The organism is Thauera sp. WH-2 (genome assembly GCF_048321015.1).
Taxonomy (GTDB): domain Bacteria; phylum Pseudomonadota; class Gammaproteobacteria; order Burkholderiales; family Rhodocyclaceae; genus Thauera.
Map to the genome: position 1 here is coordinate 112,810 of NZ_JBLWFG010000007.1, position 14,857 is coordinate 127,666.

Sequence of the window (14,857 nt, forward strand, 5' to 3'; positions counted from 1 at the left end):
TTCCTCGTGGTGACCGTGTGAGCAAGTCCGCCAGTACAACGCCTTCGACGAACTCCGCGCCGGGCCTCGACATGCCGGCGTCCTCCGCGCCCGTGCCTGCGCCGGTGCCGGTGGTCGATGACGCCACCGCACAGTTCGTCGCCTGGGTGCGCGGGGCCGCGCCCTATATCCATGCTTTCCGCGGCCGCACCTTCGTCGTCGGCTTTGGCGGTGAGGTCGCGGCCGGCGCCCGGGCGCAGAGCCTCGCATACGACTGCAACCTGCTCGCCGCGCTCGGCATCCGCCTGGTACTGGTGCATGGCGCGCGTCCGCAGATCGATGTTGAGCTCGCGCGCAGGGGGCTCGAGCCCCGCTTCCACCACGGCCTGCGCGTCACCGATCCGGAGGCGCTGGAGTGCGTCAAGTCGGCCATGGCGGTGACCCGGCTCGAGGTCGAGGCGCTGCTTTCGCAAGGCCTGCCGAATACCCCGATGGCCGGCAGCTACATCCGTGTCACCGGCGGCAACTTCATCACCGCGCGCCCGGTGGGGGTGGTCGACGGCGTGGATTACCAATACACCGGCGCCGTGCGCAAGATCATCGCCGAGGAGATCAACGCCGACCTGGATCAGCAGAACGTCGTGCTGATCACGCCACTGGGCGTGTCGCCCGCGGGGGAGATCTTCAACCTTGCCATGGAGGAGGTGGCCGAGGCGGTGGCGATCGCGCTCAAGGCCGAAAAGCTTATTTACCTGTGCGATGCGCCGGGACTGCTCGATGCGCAGGGCGCGTTGATCGAGTCGGTGACGGCGGACGAGGCCGAGCGTGCATTCGAGGCGGGCGAAGGGCTCACGGAGGACATGCACCTGTTCCTGCCCTGCGCGATCCGTGCGGTGCGCAAGGGCGTGGCGCGTTGCCACCTGATCGACCACGATCTCGATGGCGGCCTGCTGCTCGAATTCTTCACCCACGCGGGCGTCGGTACGGTGGTGTCTCGAGACCCGCTGTTCCGCGTGCGCGAGGCGACCGTGGACGACGTTGCCGCGCTGGTGGCGCTGATCTCGCCGATGGAGGCCGATGGCACGCTGGTGCGGCGCGGGCGCGAACTGCTCGAGCAGGAGATCGACCGCTTCACTCTGGTCGAGCACGATGGCGTGCTTGTCGGCTGCGCGGCGCTGTATCCCTTCAGTGAGGAAAACGCGGCTGAGCTGGCCTGCCTTGCGGTCACGCCCGAGTACCGGCGCGCCGGCCTGGGCGACCAGTTGCTGAAGCGCATCGAGCGCCGCGCGCGCATGCAGCGCCTGGAGCGCCTGTTCGTGCTCACCACGCGTACTTCACACTGGTTCCGCGAGCGCGGCTTCAGCGAGATCGGCCCGGAGGCCCTGCCGCGCCAGAAGCGCGAGCTCTATAACTACCAGCGCCGCTCCAAGGTGTTCGTGAAGAGCCTTTGACCGGACGCGCTCCGCCGGATGTGCGAACGCCGGTGCGGCGGATCAAGCGGGCAGGGATGAGGTGGCCGGGATGAGGTGGCCGCGGTGAATGGGCTAGAATGCGGCCTTCACGCTTCTATGAACCCGCAAGCAGAAAGGATCGAAACATGGCACGCATGGTGAACTGCATCAAACTGGGGCGCGAGGCCGAAGGTCTGGAGCGGCCGCCGGTGCCCGGCGAACTTGGCAAGCGCATCTACGAGAGCGTTTCGCAGGAAGCCTGGCAGCAGTGGGTCAAGTACCAGACCATGCTGATCAACGAGAACCGGCTCAACCTGATGGATGCGCGTGCGCGCAAGTATCTGGCCGAGCAGATGGAAAAGCACTTCTTCGAAGGCGGTGCAGACCAGATTGCCGGCTACGTGCCCCCGCAGCCCTGAGCTTGCACGCAGCTCTGGTGCGCGCGGCGGACTTGGACAGACGAAAAGGGGGAGGGCCTCGCGGCGCCTCCCCCTTCGCTTTTTCGGCAGGTGAAGCGGGCGCTCAGGGCTTCTCGCCGAGCTGCGCCTGCGCCTTCTCGAAGCGGACATCCTCGCCGCGGGCGAGGTAGACCACGTGCTCGGCGATGTTCAGGGCGTGATCGCCGATGCGCTCGATCGACTTGGCGATGAAAAGCATTTCGAGGCTGTTCGTGATCGTGCGCGGATCTTCCATCATGTAGGTGATGAGCTGGCGCATGATGCTCTTGAAGCCGGCATCGACGTCGGCGTCCTTGCGCTTGATCGTGTCCACGCTGCTCGTGTTGGCGCGTGCGAGGGCGTCCAGCGCCAGTTGCAGCATCTCGAGCGCCATGGTGGCGCACTGCTCGAGTCCGACGCGCGGGGTGAAACTGCTCTCGGCGGTGTGCAGCCGCCGTGCCGCCTTGGCGATCTTTTTCGCCTCGTCGCCGATGCGCTCGAGATCCGACACGCTCTTGATGGCGGTCATGACCAGGCGCAGATCGCTTGCGGCGGGCTGGCGGCGGACAATGATGTGGTTGCACTCGTCGTCGAGACGGATCTGCTCGAGGTTGATCGCCTTGTCGCCGTCGATGACCTTCTCGAGCAGCACCAGGTCGCCGGTACGCAGGCCCAGGAGGGCATTCCGGGTCTGTTGTTCGACCATGCCGCCCATCTGCAGCACGCCGCGGCGGATTTCCTCGAGTTCGACGTCGAACTGCTTGTAGGTGTGTTCGGTCATTTCTGTAATCGGCCTGTTCGGGAAGCCAGCAGGCTAGCAGGGCATTGTTAAGCTTTTGTTGCGCGCAACGAGGCTGAAACCACGGTTGTGAATCCGGTGCTCAACGCTGCAGGCGTTCCACGCCCGCGGAGCCTGCCAGCACCAGCACGTCCGCGCCGCGCTCGGCGAAGAGGCCGTTGGTGACCACGCCCACGATCTGGTTGATGCGGGTTTCCGTCGCGACCGGATCCGTGATCGACAGGCCATGCACGTCCAGGATCAGGTTGCCGTTGTCGGTGACGAAGTCCGCGCGTACCTTGGGGTCGCCGCCCAGCTTGCGCAGCTCGCGCGCCACGTGGCTGCACGCCATCGGGATCACCTCGACCGGCAGCGGAAAGCGGCCGAGCACGTCGACCCGCTTGCTGGCGTCGCAGATGCACACGAAGCGCCCGGATACGGCCGCGACGATTTTCTCGCGCGTGAGCGCGCCACCTCCGCCCTTGATCATCGCGAAACCGCCATCGATCTCGTCGGCGCCGTCCACATAGACCGGCAGGTGTTCGATGCCGTTGAGATCGAACACCTCGATACCATGGGCGGCGAGGCGTTTCGAGCTCGCTTCGGAGCTGGACACCGCGCCACGGATGCGCTCGCGCATCCCGGCAAGGCCGTCGATGAAGTGATTCACCGTGGAGCCGGTACCCACGCCGACGATGCTACCCTCCACGATGTAGTCGAGTGCGGCGAGCGCGGCGGCTTTCTTGAGTTCGTCCTGGGTCATGATGTGCTGGTGTTGTGTGCGGCGCGTGGTCTGAAGGGTCAGACAAGACCGTGGAAGGGTTGAACGAGAACGGTATCTCCCGGCTGCACGTTCGTGCAGTCTTCAGGAAGGACCACGAAGCAGTCTGCTTCGGACATCGAGCGCAGGATCCCCGAGCCCTGCGCACCGGCGAGGGTTGCCGAGAGCCCGTCGCTGTCGCGGTTCAGGCAGGCACGGAGATACTCCACCCGCCCGGGCTGCTTACGCAACGCGAAGGCTGCATGTACCGGGAAACGCTCGGCGGGTGGGAGCGGATTCACCCCCATGAGCTTGAGCAGGGCATCCTGCACGAACTGGTAGAACGTCACCATCACCGCGACCGGATTGCCCGGCAGGCCGAACAGCACCGCGTTGCCGATGCGCCCGAAGGCCATGGGGCGCCCCGGCTTGATGGCCAGCTTCCAGAACGCGACCTCGCCCAGGCGGGTCATCATCTCGCGGATGAAATCTGCCTCGCCGACTGAGACGCCACCGCTCGTGATCACGACGTCCGCTGCCTGCGAGGCTTCGCGGAAGGCGGCCTCGAGCGCCTCGGGCCGGTCGGGTACGACGCCGAGATCGAGCAGGTCGCAACCGAGCCGCGAGAGCGTGCCATGGAGCGTGTAGCGGTTGCTGTCATAGACCTGACCGGGGCCGAGCGCCTGGCCGATGGAAGCGATCTCGTCTCCGGTCGACAGGATCGCGACGCGCAGACGTCGGTGCACGCAGACCTCCGCGATGCCGAGCGATGCGATCAGGCCGAGCTCCGCCGGGCCGCAGCGCTTGCCTGCGGCAACGGCCACGCCGCCCTCGGCGAGGTCTTCACCCGCGCGGCGCAGGTTCTGTCCGGGTTTCTGGCCGGCTGGAATGCAGACCTTGTCATGCTCGCGACGCGCCACTTCCTGCATGACGATCGTGTCCGCGCCTTGCGGGATGCTTGCGCCGGTCATGATGCGCACCGCCTGGCGGTGGCCTACGATGCCCGAAAAGGGCCGTCCGGCATAGGCGGTACCGACCACGTCGAGCAGGGTCTCCGCCCCCGCAGCGAGGTCGGTCGCGCGCACCGCGTAACCGTCCATGGCGGAATTGTCGTGTGCAGGGACGTTGTAGGGCGCGATCACGTCCTCGGCCAGCACGCGCCCGAGCGCGGCGCGCACGGTCACCCGCTCGCGCCCGCCGACCGGGGTCAGCGCTGCCAGGATGGTGCGCCGGGCGTCCTCGACGCTGAGGAAATTGCGGCTCGGGTAGCTGCCTGCGGGGGCTGAAGTCATGCTTCGGATTCCGGGTAGGGGGGGCTTGCTCCGCATCTCGGTGGGTCCCTGTTCGCGCGATTACAGCGCGCCGTAGGAGTGCAGGCCGGTGAGGAACATGTTGACGCCGACGAAGGCGAAGGTGGTCACGAACAGACCCACGACCGCCCACCAGGCCAGCACCGCGCCACGCAGGCCCTTGGTCAGGCGCATGTGTAGCCAGGTCGCGTAGTTCAGCCATACGATCAACGCCCAGGTTTCCTTCGGGTCCCACTGCCAGTAGGTGCCCCAGGCTTCGGCGGCCCAGAGCGCGCCCAGGATGGTGGCGATGGTGAAGAATGCGAAGCCGATCGCGATCGCCTTGTACATCACGTCCTCGAGCACGCGCAGTGCCGGCAGCCGGCTGGCGAGGAGGCCGCGCTCGGCGAGCAGGTAGGCCGTGCCGACCATCGCCGCGACCGCGAACGCGCCGTAACCGATGAAGTTGGTCGGCACGTGCACCTTCATCCAGTACGACTGCAATGCGGGGATCAGCGGCTGGATCTCGTGCGCCTCTCGGGTGAAGGTGTACCAGAGCAGGAACGCAACCGCGGCGGAGAGGACGATCATCACGAAGGCGCCCATGCGCCGCGTTGCATAGCGGCCCTCATAGTAGAGGTAGAGCAGGGCGGTCATCAGCGTGAAGAGGACGAACACTTCGTACAGGTTGCTGATCGGAATATGGCCGATCTCGGGTCCGAGCAGGTAGGACTCGTACCAGCGCACAAACAGACCCACGGTGCCCATGACTGCGGCGATCCAGGTCAGCGTGGAGCCAGTGCGCTCACCGAAGTCCGAGCGCGCGAGCAGACCGATCCAGTAGGCACCCGTGGCGATGAAGATGAGCGCGCTCATCCACATGATCGCGGTCTGGCTGGAGATCAGGTACTTGAGGAAGAAGGTCTGCTCGGCGCGCGCCAGATCGCCCTGATAGAGCGCAATGCTCGCCAGCGACAGCACCGCCACGGCGGCGAGGAAGCTGCGGAAGGGCTTCCAGTACCAGCCGATCGCGGCCAGCACCGGTACATGCAGGATCAGCACGATGTCGTCGTAGACGTCCATCGCGTGCTGGTAATGGACCAGTGCGATGACCGCTCCGGCCACCAGCGCCAGTGCGTATAGCCAGTCGAAGAGATCAAGTTGGCGCAGCCAGTGTTTTGGCGCGCGCTGCGCTGGTGGCACAGAAGCGGCAGCGGCGGGGTGAGAGGGGGCTGCGGGGGAGGGACGTGCGATATCCATCATGCACCTTTGACCGATTCGGGAACGGGGGCGGGCGGAGCCGCGCGCAGGGCGGCAGCGAGGCCTTCCACGTGGCGCTGGAAGGTTTCGTCGACGTCCAGTGCCTTGCGATTGGAGGACATGGCGACGAGGATTTCGTTCGCCTTCACCAGTACGAAGAAGCGGCGTTCGCGGATGTAGAGCATGGCGAACACGCCCAGCACGAGTAGCAGCGAACCAATATAGACCAGCGGCTGACCGGGGGAGCGCGTTGCCTGCAGCACGGTCGCGAGCCGCTCCTCGAAGCTGTCCAGCTGGAGGTAGGCCGGCGAGCCGTAGAACAGGCTGTCCGAGATCGCAGCGATGCTGTCGTTGACGTAAGTGGCGCGCGCGGGGCTCACTTCCGCGGCGTCCAGGCCAGCGTCCGCGCGGACCTGCATCCAGGCCTCCCACGCTGCGCCCTGCAGTACGCGCACCAGCACATCGGCGGCCTGGCCACGCTCGGCCTCGGGGACGGTGCGTTCGATGAAGGCGCCCAGGGTCTCGTAGCCGCGCTCGGCGAAAAGCTCCAGCGTCTGGACCGCGCTTTGCGCGAGCGGCGCGCGCATGGCTTCGGCGTTCTGTCCGCCGGCAAAGGTGCGGGCGGCGAAGCGCTGCGCCAGCTGCGCGCGCTGGGTCGGGTCGAGCAGCAGGTTGCGTACCGCGAACCAGGTGTCGACGCTGCCGGCCTCGTCGAGCGGGATGCGCATGTAACGGAAGCTGTCGGCCTGGCTGTCGCGCAGGCCGGTATACAGGAACCAGCGCCCGTCCTGCTCGATCGGCAGCATGTAGTTGTGGAACTCCCGCGCCTGCCCGGCTTCGTCGCGCAGCCGGTAGGTGAAACTCGGGCCGACGTTACGCATGTCGCGCGGGCTGACGGTCCGGGCCCCACTACCGAGGTGCTGCTCGAGCCTGGCCAAGCCCTTGGCCGACTGCACGTCCGCACCTTCACCGGTCGCGAGATCCTCGACGTTGAAGGCCTTGAAGTCGATGAATTCCAGGGTGTAGCGGAACGCTTCGTCGTGGAACGGGAGGTTCTCGCCGACCGCGCCCTCGAGTTCCGTCAGCACGCCGGCACGCCCCGGCAGCAGGCTCCTGGCCACGAGCCGGAGCCGGGAGCCGCCGTCCTCGAAGCTCGACTGATAGAGGGTAATGCCCTGCAGTGTGAGCGGCTTGTTCACCTCGATCGTGTGTGCGGTGGATTCGCCGCTCATGCGGTTGGCCACAACGATGTCGCTGGCGAAGCGCTTTGGCATGCCATTCTCGTAATGGTCGATGTGGAAGCGCTCGAGTGTGATGTTGAAGGGCAGTTCCTGCAGCAGGATCCCGTCGCCGGCGCGCAGCACGGCGAAGGTGGTGGTGCGCCCCTCGGGGATGTAGACGTCGCCTCGGAAGCTGGGGTTGTCGAGGTCGAGGCGTGCCGATTCGGGGATGTCCGCGATCAGCTGGTTGGCTGCGGTGGGCTGCTTGTCGCCCAGCCAGGTCGTAACGCGCAGGGGGAGGTCGCCGTCGAGCAGGCCGCCGACGCAGATCAGTACGATCGCGCCATGGGCGAAGAAGTAGCCGACGCGGCCGATGCTGCCTTGCTTCGCGGCGATCAGCGCACCGTCGCTGCGCGCGTTGCTGCGGCTGTTGAAGCGGTGCTGGCGCAGGTATTCCTCGATACGTGTCTGCGCCTCGGGCAAGTCCAGCGTTGCACTCAGGCTGGCGCGGTGGGCGAACTGGCGCAACGAGGCTTCGCGCGCATGTTCGCGGAAGCTGCGTATCTCGCGCAGCATGGGCGCGGTCTGGCGCACGATGCACAGCGAGGTCGACAGCACCAGGAAGGCCAGGATGACGATGAACCAGCCGGCGTTATAGACCGAATACAGGCCGAGCTTTTCGAAGACGGGAAACCAGAACGGACCGAACTGGTTGAGATAGGCGTTCAGTGGGTCGTTCTGTTTGACGACCGTGCCGATCACCGAGGCGATCGACAGGATCGTCAGCAGGGCGATGGCGAATCGCATCGAGCTCAGGAGCTCGAAGAGGGCGCGCGCGGTGCCGCGTTGCATCCGGACCTCGGTGAGAAGGGTCGGGTGAGCGGCGGCTGGGGCGACGCGCGAACGCGGCGTTCGAGGCGGGCTGCCGCCTCACCGGACCGGCAGGGCGGGGCGGCGGGTGCCGCCCCCGGGTGTTGCGGGTGCGCTGAAGTTCAGCGCAGGCCGGCAGCGTAGTCGGAGACGGCCTTGATCTCGGGATCGGTCATCTTGATCGCGATTGCACGCATCATGTTGTTCGGGTCGTTTGCGCGCACGTTGTCGCGGAAGGCCTTCATCTGCGCATCGAGATACTCGGCGAACTGACCCGACAGGCGCGGATACTGCGCCGGCATGCCGGAACCGGCGGGGCCGTGACAGGCGGCACAGGCGGGGACGCCCTTCTCGGGGATGCCGGCGCGCCAGATGTGCTGCCCGAGTTCGATCGTCTCGAGGTTCTGCGCCGCTTCCGGCTGAAGTTCGAAGCCGGCGAAGTACTGGGCGAGGCCGCGCATGTCAGCTTCTTCCAGGCCGGCCACCATCGCGCCCATGATCGCGTTCTCACGCACCGGCGGGTTGCCGTTCCAGCTCTTGAATTCGCGCAACTGCTTGAAGAGGTAGTCTTCGTGCTGGCCGGCGATCTTCGGGTTTGCCGGAAGTGCGCTGTTGCCATCGATGTTGTGGCAGGCAGCACAGACGGTCTCGGCGGTCTGTTTTGCCTTGGCGAGGTCCGGAGCCTGGTCCTGGGCCTGAAGGCTGCCGGCAAGCAGCAGCAGCGACGAGAGCAGCAGGGAACGCTTGATCATGATGTCCTCGGAAAGCCGTGAGTGAATGTTTCAAACGCGGTATTCTAATACAGGAAAGCCTGATTGCGCGATGCGATGGAGGCTTTCTTCCATAGCCAACCGCCTTTTCGCCCCTTCCTAGATGCCTTTGTTCCGCAACGCACAATTCGAGATATCGATCGCCAAGCCCTCCGGCTTGCCGCCACCGTCCGGCCCGGAAATCGCCTTCGCGGGGCGCTCGAACGCCGGCAAGTCGAGCGCGATCAACACGCTCGCTGGTCATGTGCGACTTGCCTTCGTCTCCAAGACGCCGGGGCGCACCCAGCTTCTCAACTTCTTCCGGCTCAACAGCGGCGCGCTGCTTGTTGACCTGCCCGGCTACGGCTACGCGGCGGTGCCCGAGAAGGTTCGCCGCGAGTGGGCAGGCCTGATCGAAACCTACCTGAAGAAGCGTGAGAGCCTGATCGGATTGGTGCTGATCATGGATTCGCGCCATCCGCTCACCCCGCTCGACCGACAGATGATCGATTGGTTCGCGGTGTCCCGGCGTCCCATTCATGTCCTGCTCACCAAAAGTGACAAGCTCTCGCGCGGAGCGGCTGCGGCGGTCCTGCAGGAGGTACGCCGCGCGCTCGCGCCGCTGGGCCCGCAGGTTACGGTGCAGCTGTTTTCCAGCCTGAAGAAGAGCGGCGTGGAGGAGGCCGAGAAAGTGATCGGCGGGTGGCTCCTGGGCGACCTGCAGCCAGCGCCCGACGACTCCGGGGGTGAGGCCGATGCGGGTGACGCCTGCGTGCCGGCCGAGGGCCTGGAACAAACAAAAGCCCCCGACCAGGGGACATAGTCGGGGGCCAAAAATGCCTCACCGGGCGTGAGGCACCCGCTCAGGGAGGTGAAGCGGGAGATGGCCGGCGCGCGGCGCCGGACACCATCTGCTTGCTAAGATGGAGACTCTTGCGCGAAGTTCCGTGTTTTTTGCATTCGCGGTCTTCGCACCCGGTTCCCGGGCGCCCTTGCGTCGCCACACGGCGGGGCTGCGGTCGGACCGGACCCGACCCATGATTTGAGAGAGAACACGATGCGACCCACTGGAGCGTTTCCCTCCACCCGCATGCGCCGCATGCGCCGCGACGAGTTTTCGCGCCGTCTGATGCGTGAGAACGTGCTTACGAGCAATGACCTGATCTACCCGGTGTTCGTGCTCGATGGCAGCGCACGCACCGAGGGTGTGCCTTCCATGCCGGGCGTCGAGCGCGTTTCGATCGACAATCTCCTGCGTGTGGCCGACCAGGCGCTGGCGCTCGGCGTGCCGGCGCTGGCGCTGTTCCCGGTGATCGACGCTGCCGGCAAGACCGACGGTGCCGAGGAGGCCTGGAACCCCGAGGGCCTGGTGCCGCGGACCGTGCAGGCGCTCAAGGCGCGCTTCCCTGAGCTTGGCGTGATCACCGATGTCGCACTCGATCCCTATACCAGCCATGGACAGGACGGCCTCATCGATCCGGCCGATCCGCGTGGCTACGTGATGAACGACGAGACGCTCGAGGCGCTCGCCAAGCAGGCGTTGTGCCACGCGCAGGCTGGCGCCGACGTGGTTGCCCCCTCGGACATGATGGATGGCCGCATCGGCCGCATCCGTGCCGAACTCGACGCGGGCGGGCATATTCATACACGCATCCTGGCCTACTCCGCCAAGTACGCTTCCAGTTTCTACGGCCCCTTCCGCGATGCCGTCGGTTCGGCCGGGAACCTGGGCAAGGGCAACAAGTACACCTATCAGATGGACCCGGCCAACAGCGACGAGGCGATCCGCGAAGTCGCGCTCGACATCGCCGAGGGCGCGGACATGTTCATGGTCAAGCCGGGCATGCCCTATCTGGACATCGTGCGGCGAGTGAAGCGCGAGCTAGAGGTGCCGACCTACGTCTATCAGGTGAGCGGCGAATACGCCATGCTCAAGGCGGCTGCAGCCAATGGCTGGCTTGACGAGCGTGCCTGCGCGATGGAAGCGCTGCTCTCGTTCAAGCGTGCCGGCGCCGATGGCATCCTGACCTACTACGCGCTCGATGCCGCACGCTGGCTCAAGGATGGCGACTGAGGTCGGCTCGCCGGGCCACGACCTCAGTCGCGGCACCGCCAGCACGCGCGCCCTGACCGTCGCCGACCTGGATGCGGTGCTCGCCGTGCAGCGGGCTGCGTATGGCGACGCCTATCAGGAGTCGGCTTCCGTGTTGGCGCGCAAGCTTGCCCTTGCGCCCGGGGCATGCTGGATTGCCGAACTGGACGGGCGTGGCGTCGGCTATGTGTTGGCGCACCCGTGGGCGGGCATGGAGCCCCCGGCACTGCATGCCGAACTCCCGTGCTTGCCCGAGGGGGAGCGGCTCGCCTTCTTGCATGATCTGGCGGTGTCTCCTGAGGCCCGTGGCGCGGGCGTGGCAGCCGTCCTGCTCGATCGTGTGCGCGACTGGTGTACGCGTTCGGGCCTGCGGCGCATGGTGCTGGTCGCGCTGGAAGACGCTGTCGCGTTCTGGCTGCGGCACGATTTCGTGCTGATCGACCAGCCGGTGCCACCTAGCTACGGCGATGGCGCCCGCCTGATGGCGGCCCGTCAGTCGAGCAGCCGCCCGAGCTGACGCTGCAGCGAGAGGATGTTCGGAATGCGCAGGTCGACGTAGGACGGCGTGCGCAGTCCTCCACCCACCAGTACGGTGCGCATGCCCAGGCGCTTGGCGGTGCGCAGGTTGACCACGGAATCCTCCAGCATGATGCACTGTGTTCCACGCAGGCGCTGGCGGTGCAGCAGGGTCCGGTAGGCGCGGATGCCGGGCTTGGGTTGGTAGCCCAGGTCCTCGATGCCGATCACGTCCTCGAACAGGCGGTGAATGCCCATGATGCGCAACACGGCCTCGGCATAGTGGCGCGGCGCGTTCGAGAACACGATCTTGCGCCCGGGCAGGTGGCGGAGCATGCCGCGCAGCGCACGCTCGAACACCATCATCTCGTGCAGGCGGTCGAAGCGGTGCGTCTCGACCAGGAAGTGATCGGGGTCGGTGCCATGGTGCCGCATCAGCCCGAGCATGGTGGCGCCGTAGCGGTGCCAGTACTGGTTGCGCAGCGCGTTGGCATCGTCGGGCGCCAGACCCAGGTGCTGCTCCAGGTAGCGCGTCATGCTGCGGTTGATGTGCGGGAAAATGTGCGGGCTGGCGTTGTGCAGCGTGTTGTCGAGGTCGAACAGCCAGACGGGTTGGGTGGGCATCTTCGTCCTTGGTGCAGGGGCGGTAATGTCAGCGAGCCGTGCGGCGGGGTTCGAAGCGCACGACGCTGCGCCCGTCCTCGGTCGTCCTCGGGGGGGCCTTCCAGGCGTGGCCCTGGATGATCTCGAAGGTGGCAGGCAGGCGGCCGTCGCGGCGCAGGCGTTCGTAGCTGGCGCGTGCCTCGGCCCATTCCCTGCGCCCGGACAGGCCGCGTGGGCGTCCATCGGCCGCGTTGGCGCCTCCGCTGGCGCGTAGATCGGCCATCAGGCCGTCGAGGTCGGCGTAGGTCAGGGTCAGGATCTCCATGTCCATCACCGGGTCGGAAAAACCGGCCTCGATCAGCGTGTCGCCCAGGTCATGCATGTCGATGAAGCGGTGCACGCGATCGCCCCTTCGTGCGGGCAGCGCTGCCCGCAGCTCGCGTAGCGTGTCCGGGCCGAAGGTGGTGAACATGAACAGGCCGCCCACCTCCAGCGTGCGATGCACTTCGCGGAATACGGGAGAAGGATCGTCGAGCGCGGGAAGCATGAGGTTGGACCACACCAGACCGAGGCTGGCGCGGGCAATCGGGAGCTTGCGGGCGTCCGCAAGCAGGTGCGGTAGGGCTGGAGGGGGGGCGAGCAGGCGTCGCAGCAGTCCGCTGCGTCCGGCCGTCGGTCGCACACGGGCGCCCGCGCGATCGAGCATGGCGGGTGCGAAGTCGGCTGCGAGCAGCAGCGCGTCGGGGAAGCGCTCCGCAAGGCGCGGCAGGTCTGCGCCGGTGCCGCAGCCCAGGTCCAGGACGCGGCGAGGCTCGACGCGGATGTAGTCCAGGCGCTCGTCCATGCGCCGTGCCACTTCGCGCATCAGGGGGCCGGAGTCGTCGCTGCTGGCGGCGGCGCGCTCGAAACGGCGCCGCAGCAGGTGATGGTCCAGCGCGAACGCGCTGCTCGAGTCGGCGCTGGAGGTCGGCATGGGCTGGTCGCTCAAATCGCGCGCAGGCCCAGTCGTTCGAACAGGCGGTCGTCGCGGTCGGCGTCGGGGTTGTCGGTGGTGAGCAGGCGCTCGCCGTAAAACATGGAGTTTGCACCGGCCATGAAGCACAGTGCCTGAAGTTCGTCGCTCATCTCCTGCCGGCCGGCCGAAAGACGGACGAAGCTTGCCGGCATCGTGATGCGGGCAGCGGCGATGGTGCGGACGAACTCGAAGGGGTCGAGGGCTTCGGCCTCGGCGAGGGGGGTTCCCGGAATCGCCACCAGGTTGTTGATGGGCACGGACTCCGGGGGCTTGGGCAGGTTGGCGAGCTGGGCGATCAGTGCGGCTCGCTGGAGCCGCGATTCGCCCATGCCGATGATGCCGCCGCTGCAAACATTGATACCGGCCGAACGTACGCGCTCGAGCGTGTCCAGGCGGTCCTGCATGGTGTGCGTGGTGATCACGCGGCCATAGAACTCGGGCGCGGTGTCGATGTTGTGGTTGTAGTAGTCGAGCCCGGCCTGGGCGAGCTGCTCGGCCTGGCCATCCCTCAGCATGCCCAGGGTCACGCAGGTCTGCAGGCCGAGTGCCTTGACTTCGCGCACCATCTCCACCACCGGCTCCAGATCCCGGTCCTTCGGGCCACGCCAGGCTGCACCCATGCAGAAGCGCGTTGCGCCGCGGGCCTTCGCCGCGCGTGCCTTGTCGAGCACCTCGTCGATCGGCATCAGCTGCTCGGACTCGAGGCCCGTGTGGTGGCGCTTGGACTGGGAGCAGTAACCGCAGTCTTCCGAACAGCCGCCGGTCTTGATCGAGAGCAGGGTCGAGCGCTGGATCGCGCTGGCGTCGAAATGCGCACGGTGGACCTGCTGGGCGCGGAACACCAGATCGAAGAAGGGCAGGTCGAAGAGCGCCTCGACCTCGGCGACGGCCCAGCGTTTGCGTTCGGCCGGCTCGGCCCGGCGGGGTTCATCGATGCGCTGGAGGATGGCGGAATGCGTTGTCATTTCTGGCCCGTCAGGCTGTAATTATGGAGGCCCGCATGTTCTTCCAAGGACGGAAACCTTGTCAAATTCAACGCACGCGCTGCGCGCGCTCTGGCTGCAGGTCGTCGATCTGCTCGCGCCTCAGGACTGCTTCCTGTGCGGGGTGCGCACCGAGGGCATGGCCCTGTGCGCCGCGTGCAATGCGGGTCTGCCGCGCCGGCCTGATTCAGCTTGTCCGTGCTGCGGCCTACCCGGACTGAACGGGGGGGTGTGTGGTGCCTGCGCCCGCGAGACGCCTGCCTTCGATGCAACGTTGGCGGTGTTCGAGTTCGCCTTTCCGGTGGATGTCATGGTGCATGCGCTGAAGTACCAGCGTCGCCTGGCGCTGGCCGAGTTTTTCGGGCAGGCGCTGCTTGAGCGTGGTGCGGGCTTTGTCGAGGGCGCGGACCTGCTCGTTCCGATGCCGCTGCATCCGCGCCGACTGGCCGAGCGCGGCTTCAATCAGGCGGTTGAGATCGCCCGGCCGGTGGTGCGTGCGTGTGGTTTGCCGCTCGGACTGGCCGTGGTGAACAAACTGCGCGACCTCCCGCCGCAGGCGGGGCTCGATCGCGAGGCTCGACTGCGCAGTCCGCGCGGCGCTTTCGGGGGCAGCACGTCCCTGGCGGGGCAGCGCGTGATCGTGGTCGATGACGTGATGACCACCGGCGCCACGCTGGATGAGCTGGCGCGCTGTCTCAAGCGCCAAGGGGCGAGCTGGGTGGGCAACCTGGTTGTCGCCCGCACGCTGACGCCCGCCTGAAAGGCGCATCCTGCGCCTCGCCTGTGCCGGTCTTTTCTGGTCGGGGCACGATGCGCTCGATGCTGCGGGGCGTTAGACTCCCGTCCAGCATTCCG

Annotated in this window: 15 protein-coding genes; 6 read left to right on the top strand and 9 right to left on the bottom strand. The window is 66.7% G+C overall.

Annotated elements, in window-relative coordinates; genetic code table 11:
* Window positions 1-71 precede the first annotated feature (71 nt).
* Together argA and ACNKW1_RS12590 are read left to right on the top strand one after the other, a co-directional pair.
* Complete coding sequence (gene argA, locus ACNKW1_RS12585) at window positions 72-1,430, top strand: amino-acid N-acetyltransferase (protein WP_418365002.1); 1,359 nt, start codon at window positions 72-74, stop codon at window positions 1,428-1,430.
* A gap of 146 nt (window positions 1,431-1,576) precedes the next feature.
* Window positions 1,577-1,849 carry an oxidative damage protection protein gene (locus tag ACNKW1_RS12590; protein ID WP_418364937.1) on the top strand — a complete coding sequence of 91 codons (273 nt, stop codon included), beginning with the start codon at window positions 1,577-1,579 and terminating at the stop codon, window positions 1,847-1,849.
* Window positions 1,850-1,952: 103 nt separating this feature from the next.
* Here ACNKW1_RS12590 and phoU read toward each other — a convergent pair whose 3' ends face one another.
* From phoU to ACNKW1_RS12620, 6 genes are all read right to left on the bottom strand, one after another.
* Window positions 1,953-2,648, bottom strand: coding sequence for a phosphate signaling complex protein PhoU (gene phoU, locus ACNKW1_RS12595; RefSeq protein WP_418364938.1), 696 nt, complete (start codon window positions 2,646-2,648; stop codon window positions 1,953-1,955).
* 100 nt (window positions 2,649-2,748) lie between these two features.
* Window positions 2,749-3,408 carry a ribose-5-phosphate isomerase RpiA gene (rpiA, locus tag ACNKW1_RS12600; RefSeq protein WP_418364939.1) on the bottom strand — a complete coding sequence of 220 codons (660 nt, stop codon included), beginning with the start codon at window positions 3,406-3,408 and terminating at the stop codon, window positions 2,749-2,751.
* Between the two features lie 38 nt (window positions 3,409-3,446).
* On the bottom strand, window positions 3,447-4,697 hold the full coding sequence (glp, locus tag ACNKW1_RS12605; RefSeq protein WP_418364940.1) for a gephyrin-like molybdotransferase Glp: 1,251 nt from the start codon (window positions 4,695-4,697) through the stop codon (window positions 3,447-3,449).
* Between the two features lie 60 nt (window positions 4,698-4,757).
* Window positions 4,758-5,957 (bottom strand): c-type cytochrome biogenesis protein CcsB, encoded by a 1,200-nt coding sequence (gene ccsB / locus ACNKW1_RS12610; protein ID WP_418364941.1) that lies wholly within the window; start codon window positions 5,955-5,957, stop codon window positions 4,758-4,760.
* A complete protein-coding gene (locus ACNKW1_RS12615) occupies window positions 5,954-8,026 on the bottom strand; it encodes a cytochrome c biogenesis protein ResB (RefSeq protein WP_418364942.1) in 2,073 nt (690 codons plus the stop codon). The genes ccsB and ACNKW1_RS12615 overlap by 4 nt, the downstream gene beginning before the upstream one ends.
* Before the next feature lie 140 nt (window positions 8,027-8,166).
* Complete coding sequence (locus ACNKW1_RS12620) at window positions 8,167-8,796, bottom strand: c-type cytochrome (RefSeq protein ID WP_418364943.1); 630 nt, start codon at window positions 8,794-8,796, stop codon at window positions 8,167-8,169.
* Window positions 8,797-8,917: 121 nt separating this feature from the next.
* Between ACNKW1_RS12620 and yihA the strand changes: the two genes are divergently transcribed.
* The 3 genes from yihA (at window position 8,918) to ACNKW1_RS12635 (ending at window position 11,402) form a co-directional block, all read left to right on the top strand.
* On the top strand, window positions 8,918-9,616 hold the full coding sequence (gene yihA / locus ACNKW1_RS12625; RefSeq protein ID WP_418364944.1) for a ribosome biogenesis GTP-binding protein YihA/YsxC: 699 nt from the start codon (window positions 8,918-8,920) through the stop codon (window positions 9,614-9,616).
* 234 nt (window positions 9,617-9,850) lie between these two features.
* A complete protein-coding gene (hemB, locus tag ACNKW1_RS12630; RefSeq protein ID WP_418364945.1) occupies window positions 9,851-10,867 on the top strand; it encodes a porphobilinogen synthase in 1,017 nt (338 codons plus the stop codon).
* Window positions 10,857-11,402 (top strand): GNAT family N-acetyltransferase, encoded by a 546-nt coding sequence (locus ACNKW1_RS12635; RefSeq protein WP_418364946.1) that lies wholly within the window; start codon window positions 10,857-10,859, stop codon window positions 11,400-11,402. The genes hemB and ACNKW1_RS12635 overlap by 11 nt, the downstream gene beginning before the upstream one ends.
* Here ACNKW1_RS12635 and ACNKW1_RS12640 read toward each other — a convergent pair.
* The 3 genes from ACNKW1_RS12640 to bioB are packed head-to-tail and all read right to left on the bottom strand — an operon-like array spanning window position 11,378 to window position 13,984.
* Window positions 11,378-12,025, bottom strand: coding sequence for a pyrimidine 5'-nucleotidase (locus tag ACNKW1_RS12640; protein ID WP_418364947.1), 648 nt, complete (start codon window positions 12,023-12,025; stop codon window positions 11,378-11,380). The genes ACNKW1_RS12635 and ACNKW1_RS12640 overlap by 25 nt on opposite strands.
* A gap of 28 nt (window positions 12,026-12,053) precedes the next feature.
* The gene (locus tag ACNKW1_RS12645) at window positions 12,054-12,977 is read right to left on the bottom strand and encodes a methyltransferase domain-containing protein (RefSeq protein WP_418364948.1); all 924 of its coding nucleotides are present in this window, start codon (window positions 12,975-12,977) and stop codon (window positions 12,054-12,056) included.
* 11 nt (window positions 12,978-12,988) lie between these two features.
* Window positions 12,989-13,984 (bottom strand): biotin synthase BioB, encoded by a 996-nt coding sequence (gene bioB, locus ACNKW1_RS12650; protein WP_418364949.1) that lies wholly within the window; start codon window positions 13,982-13,984, stop codon window positions 12,989-12,991.
* Between the two features lie 58 nt (window positions 13,985-14,042).
* On the opposite strand from bioB, the gene ACNKW1_RS12655 reads away from it, so the two are divergent.
* Window positions 14,043-14,762 carry a ComF family protein gene (locus ACNKW1_RS12655; protein ID WP_418364950.1) on the top strand — a complete coding sequence of 240 codons (720 nt, stop codon included), beginning with the start codon at window positions 14,043-14,045 and terminating at the stop codon, window positions 14,760-14,762.
* Window positions 14,763-14,857 lie beyond the last annotated feature (95 nt).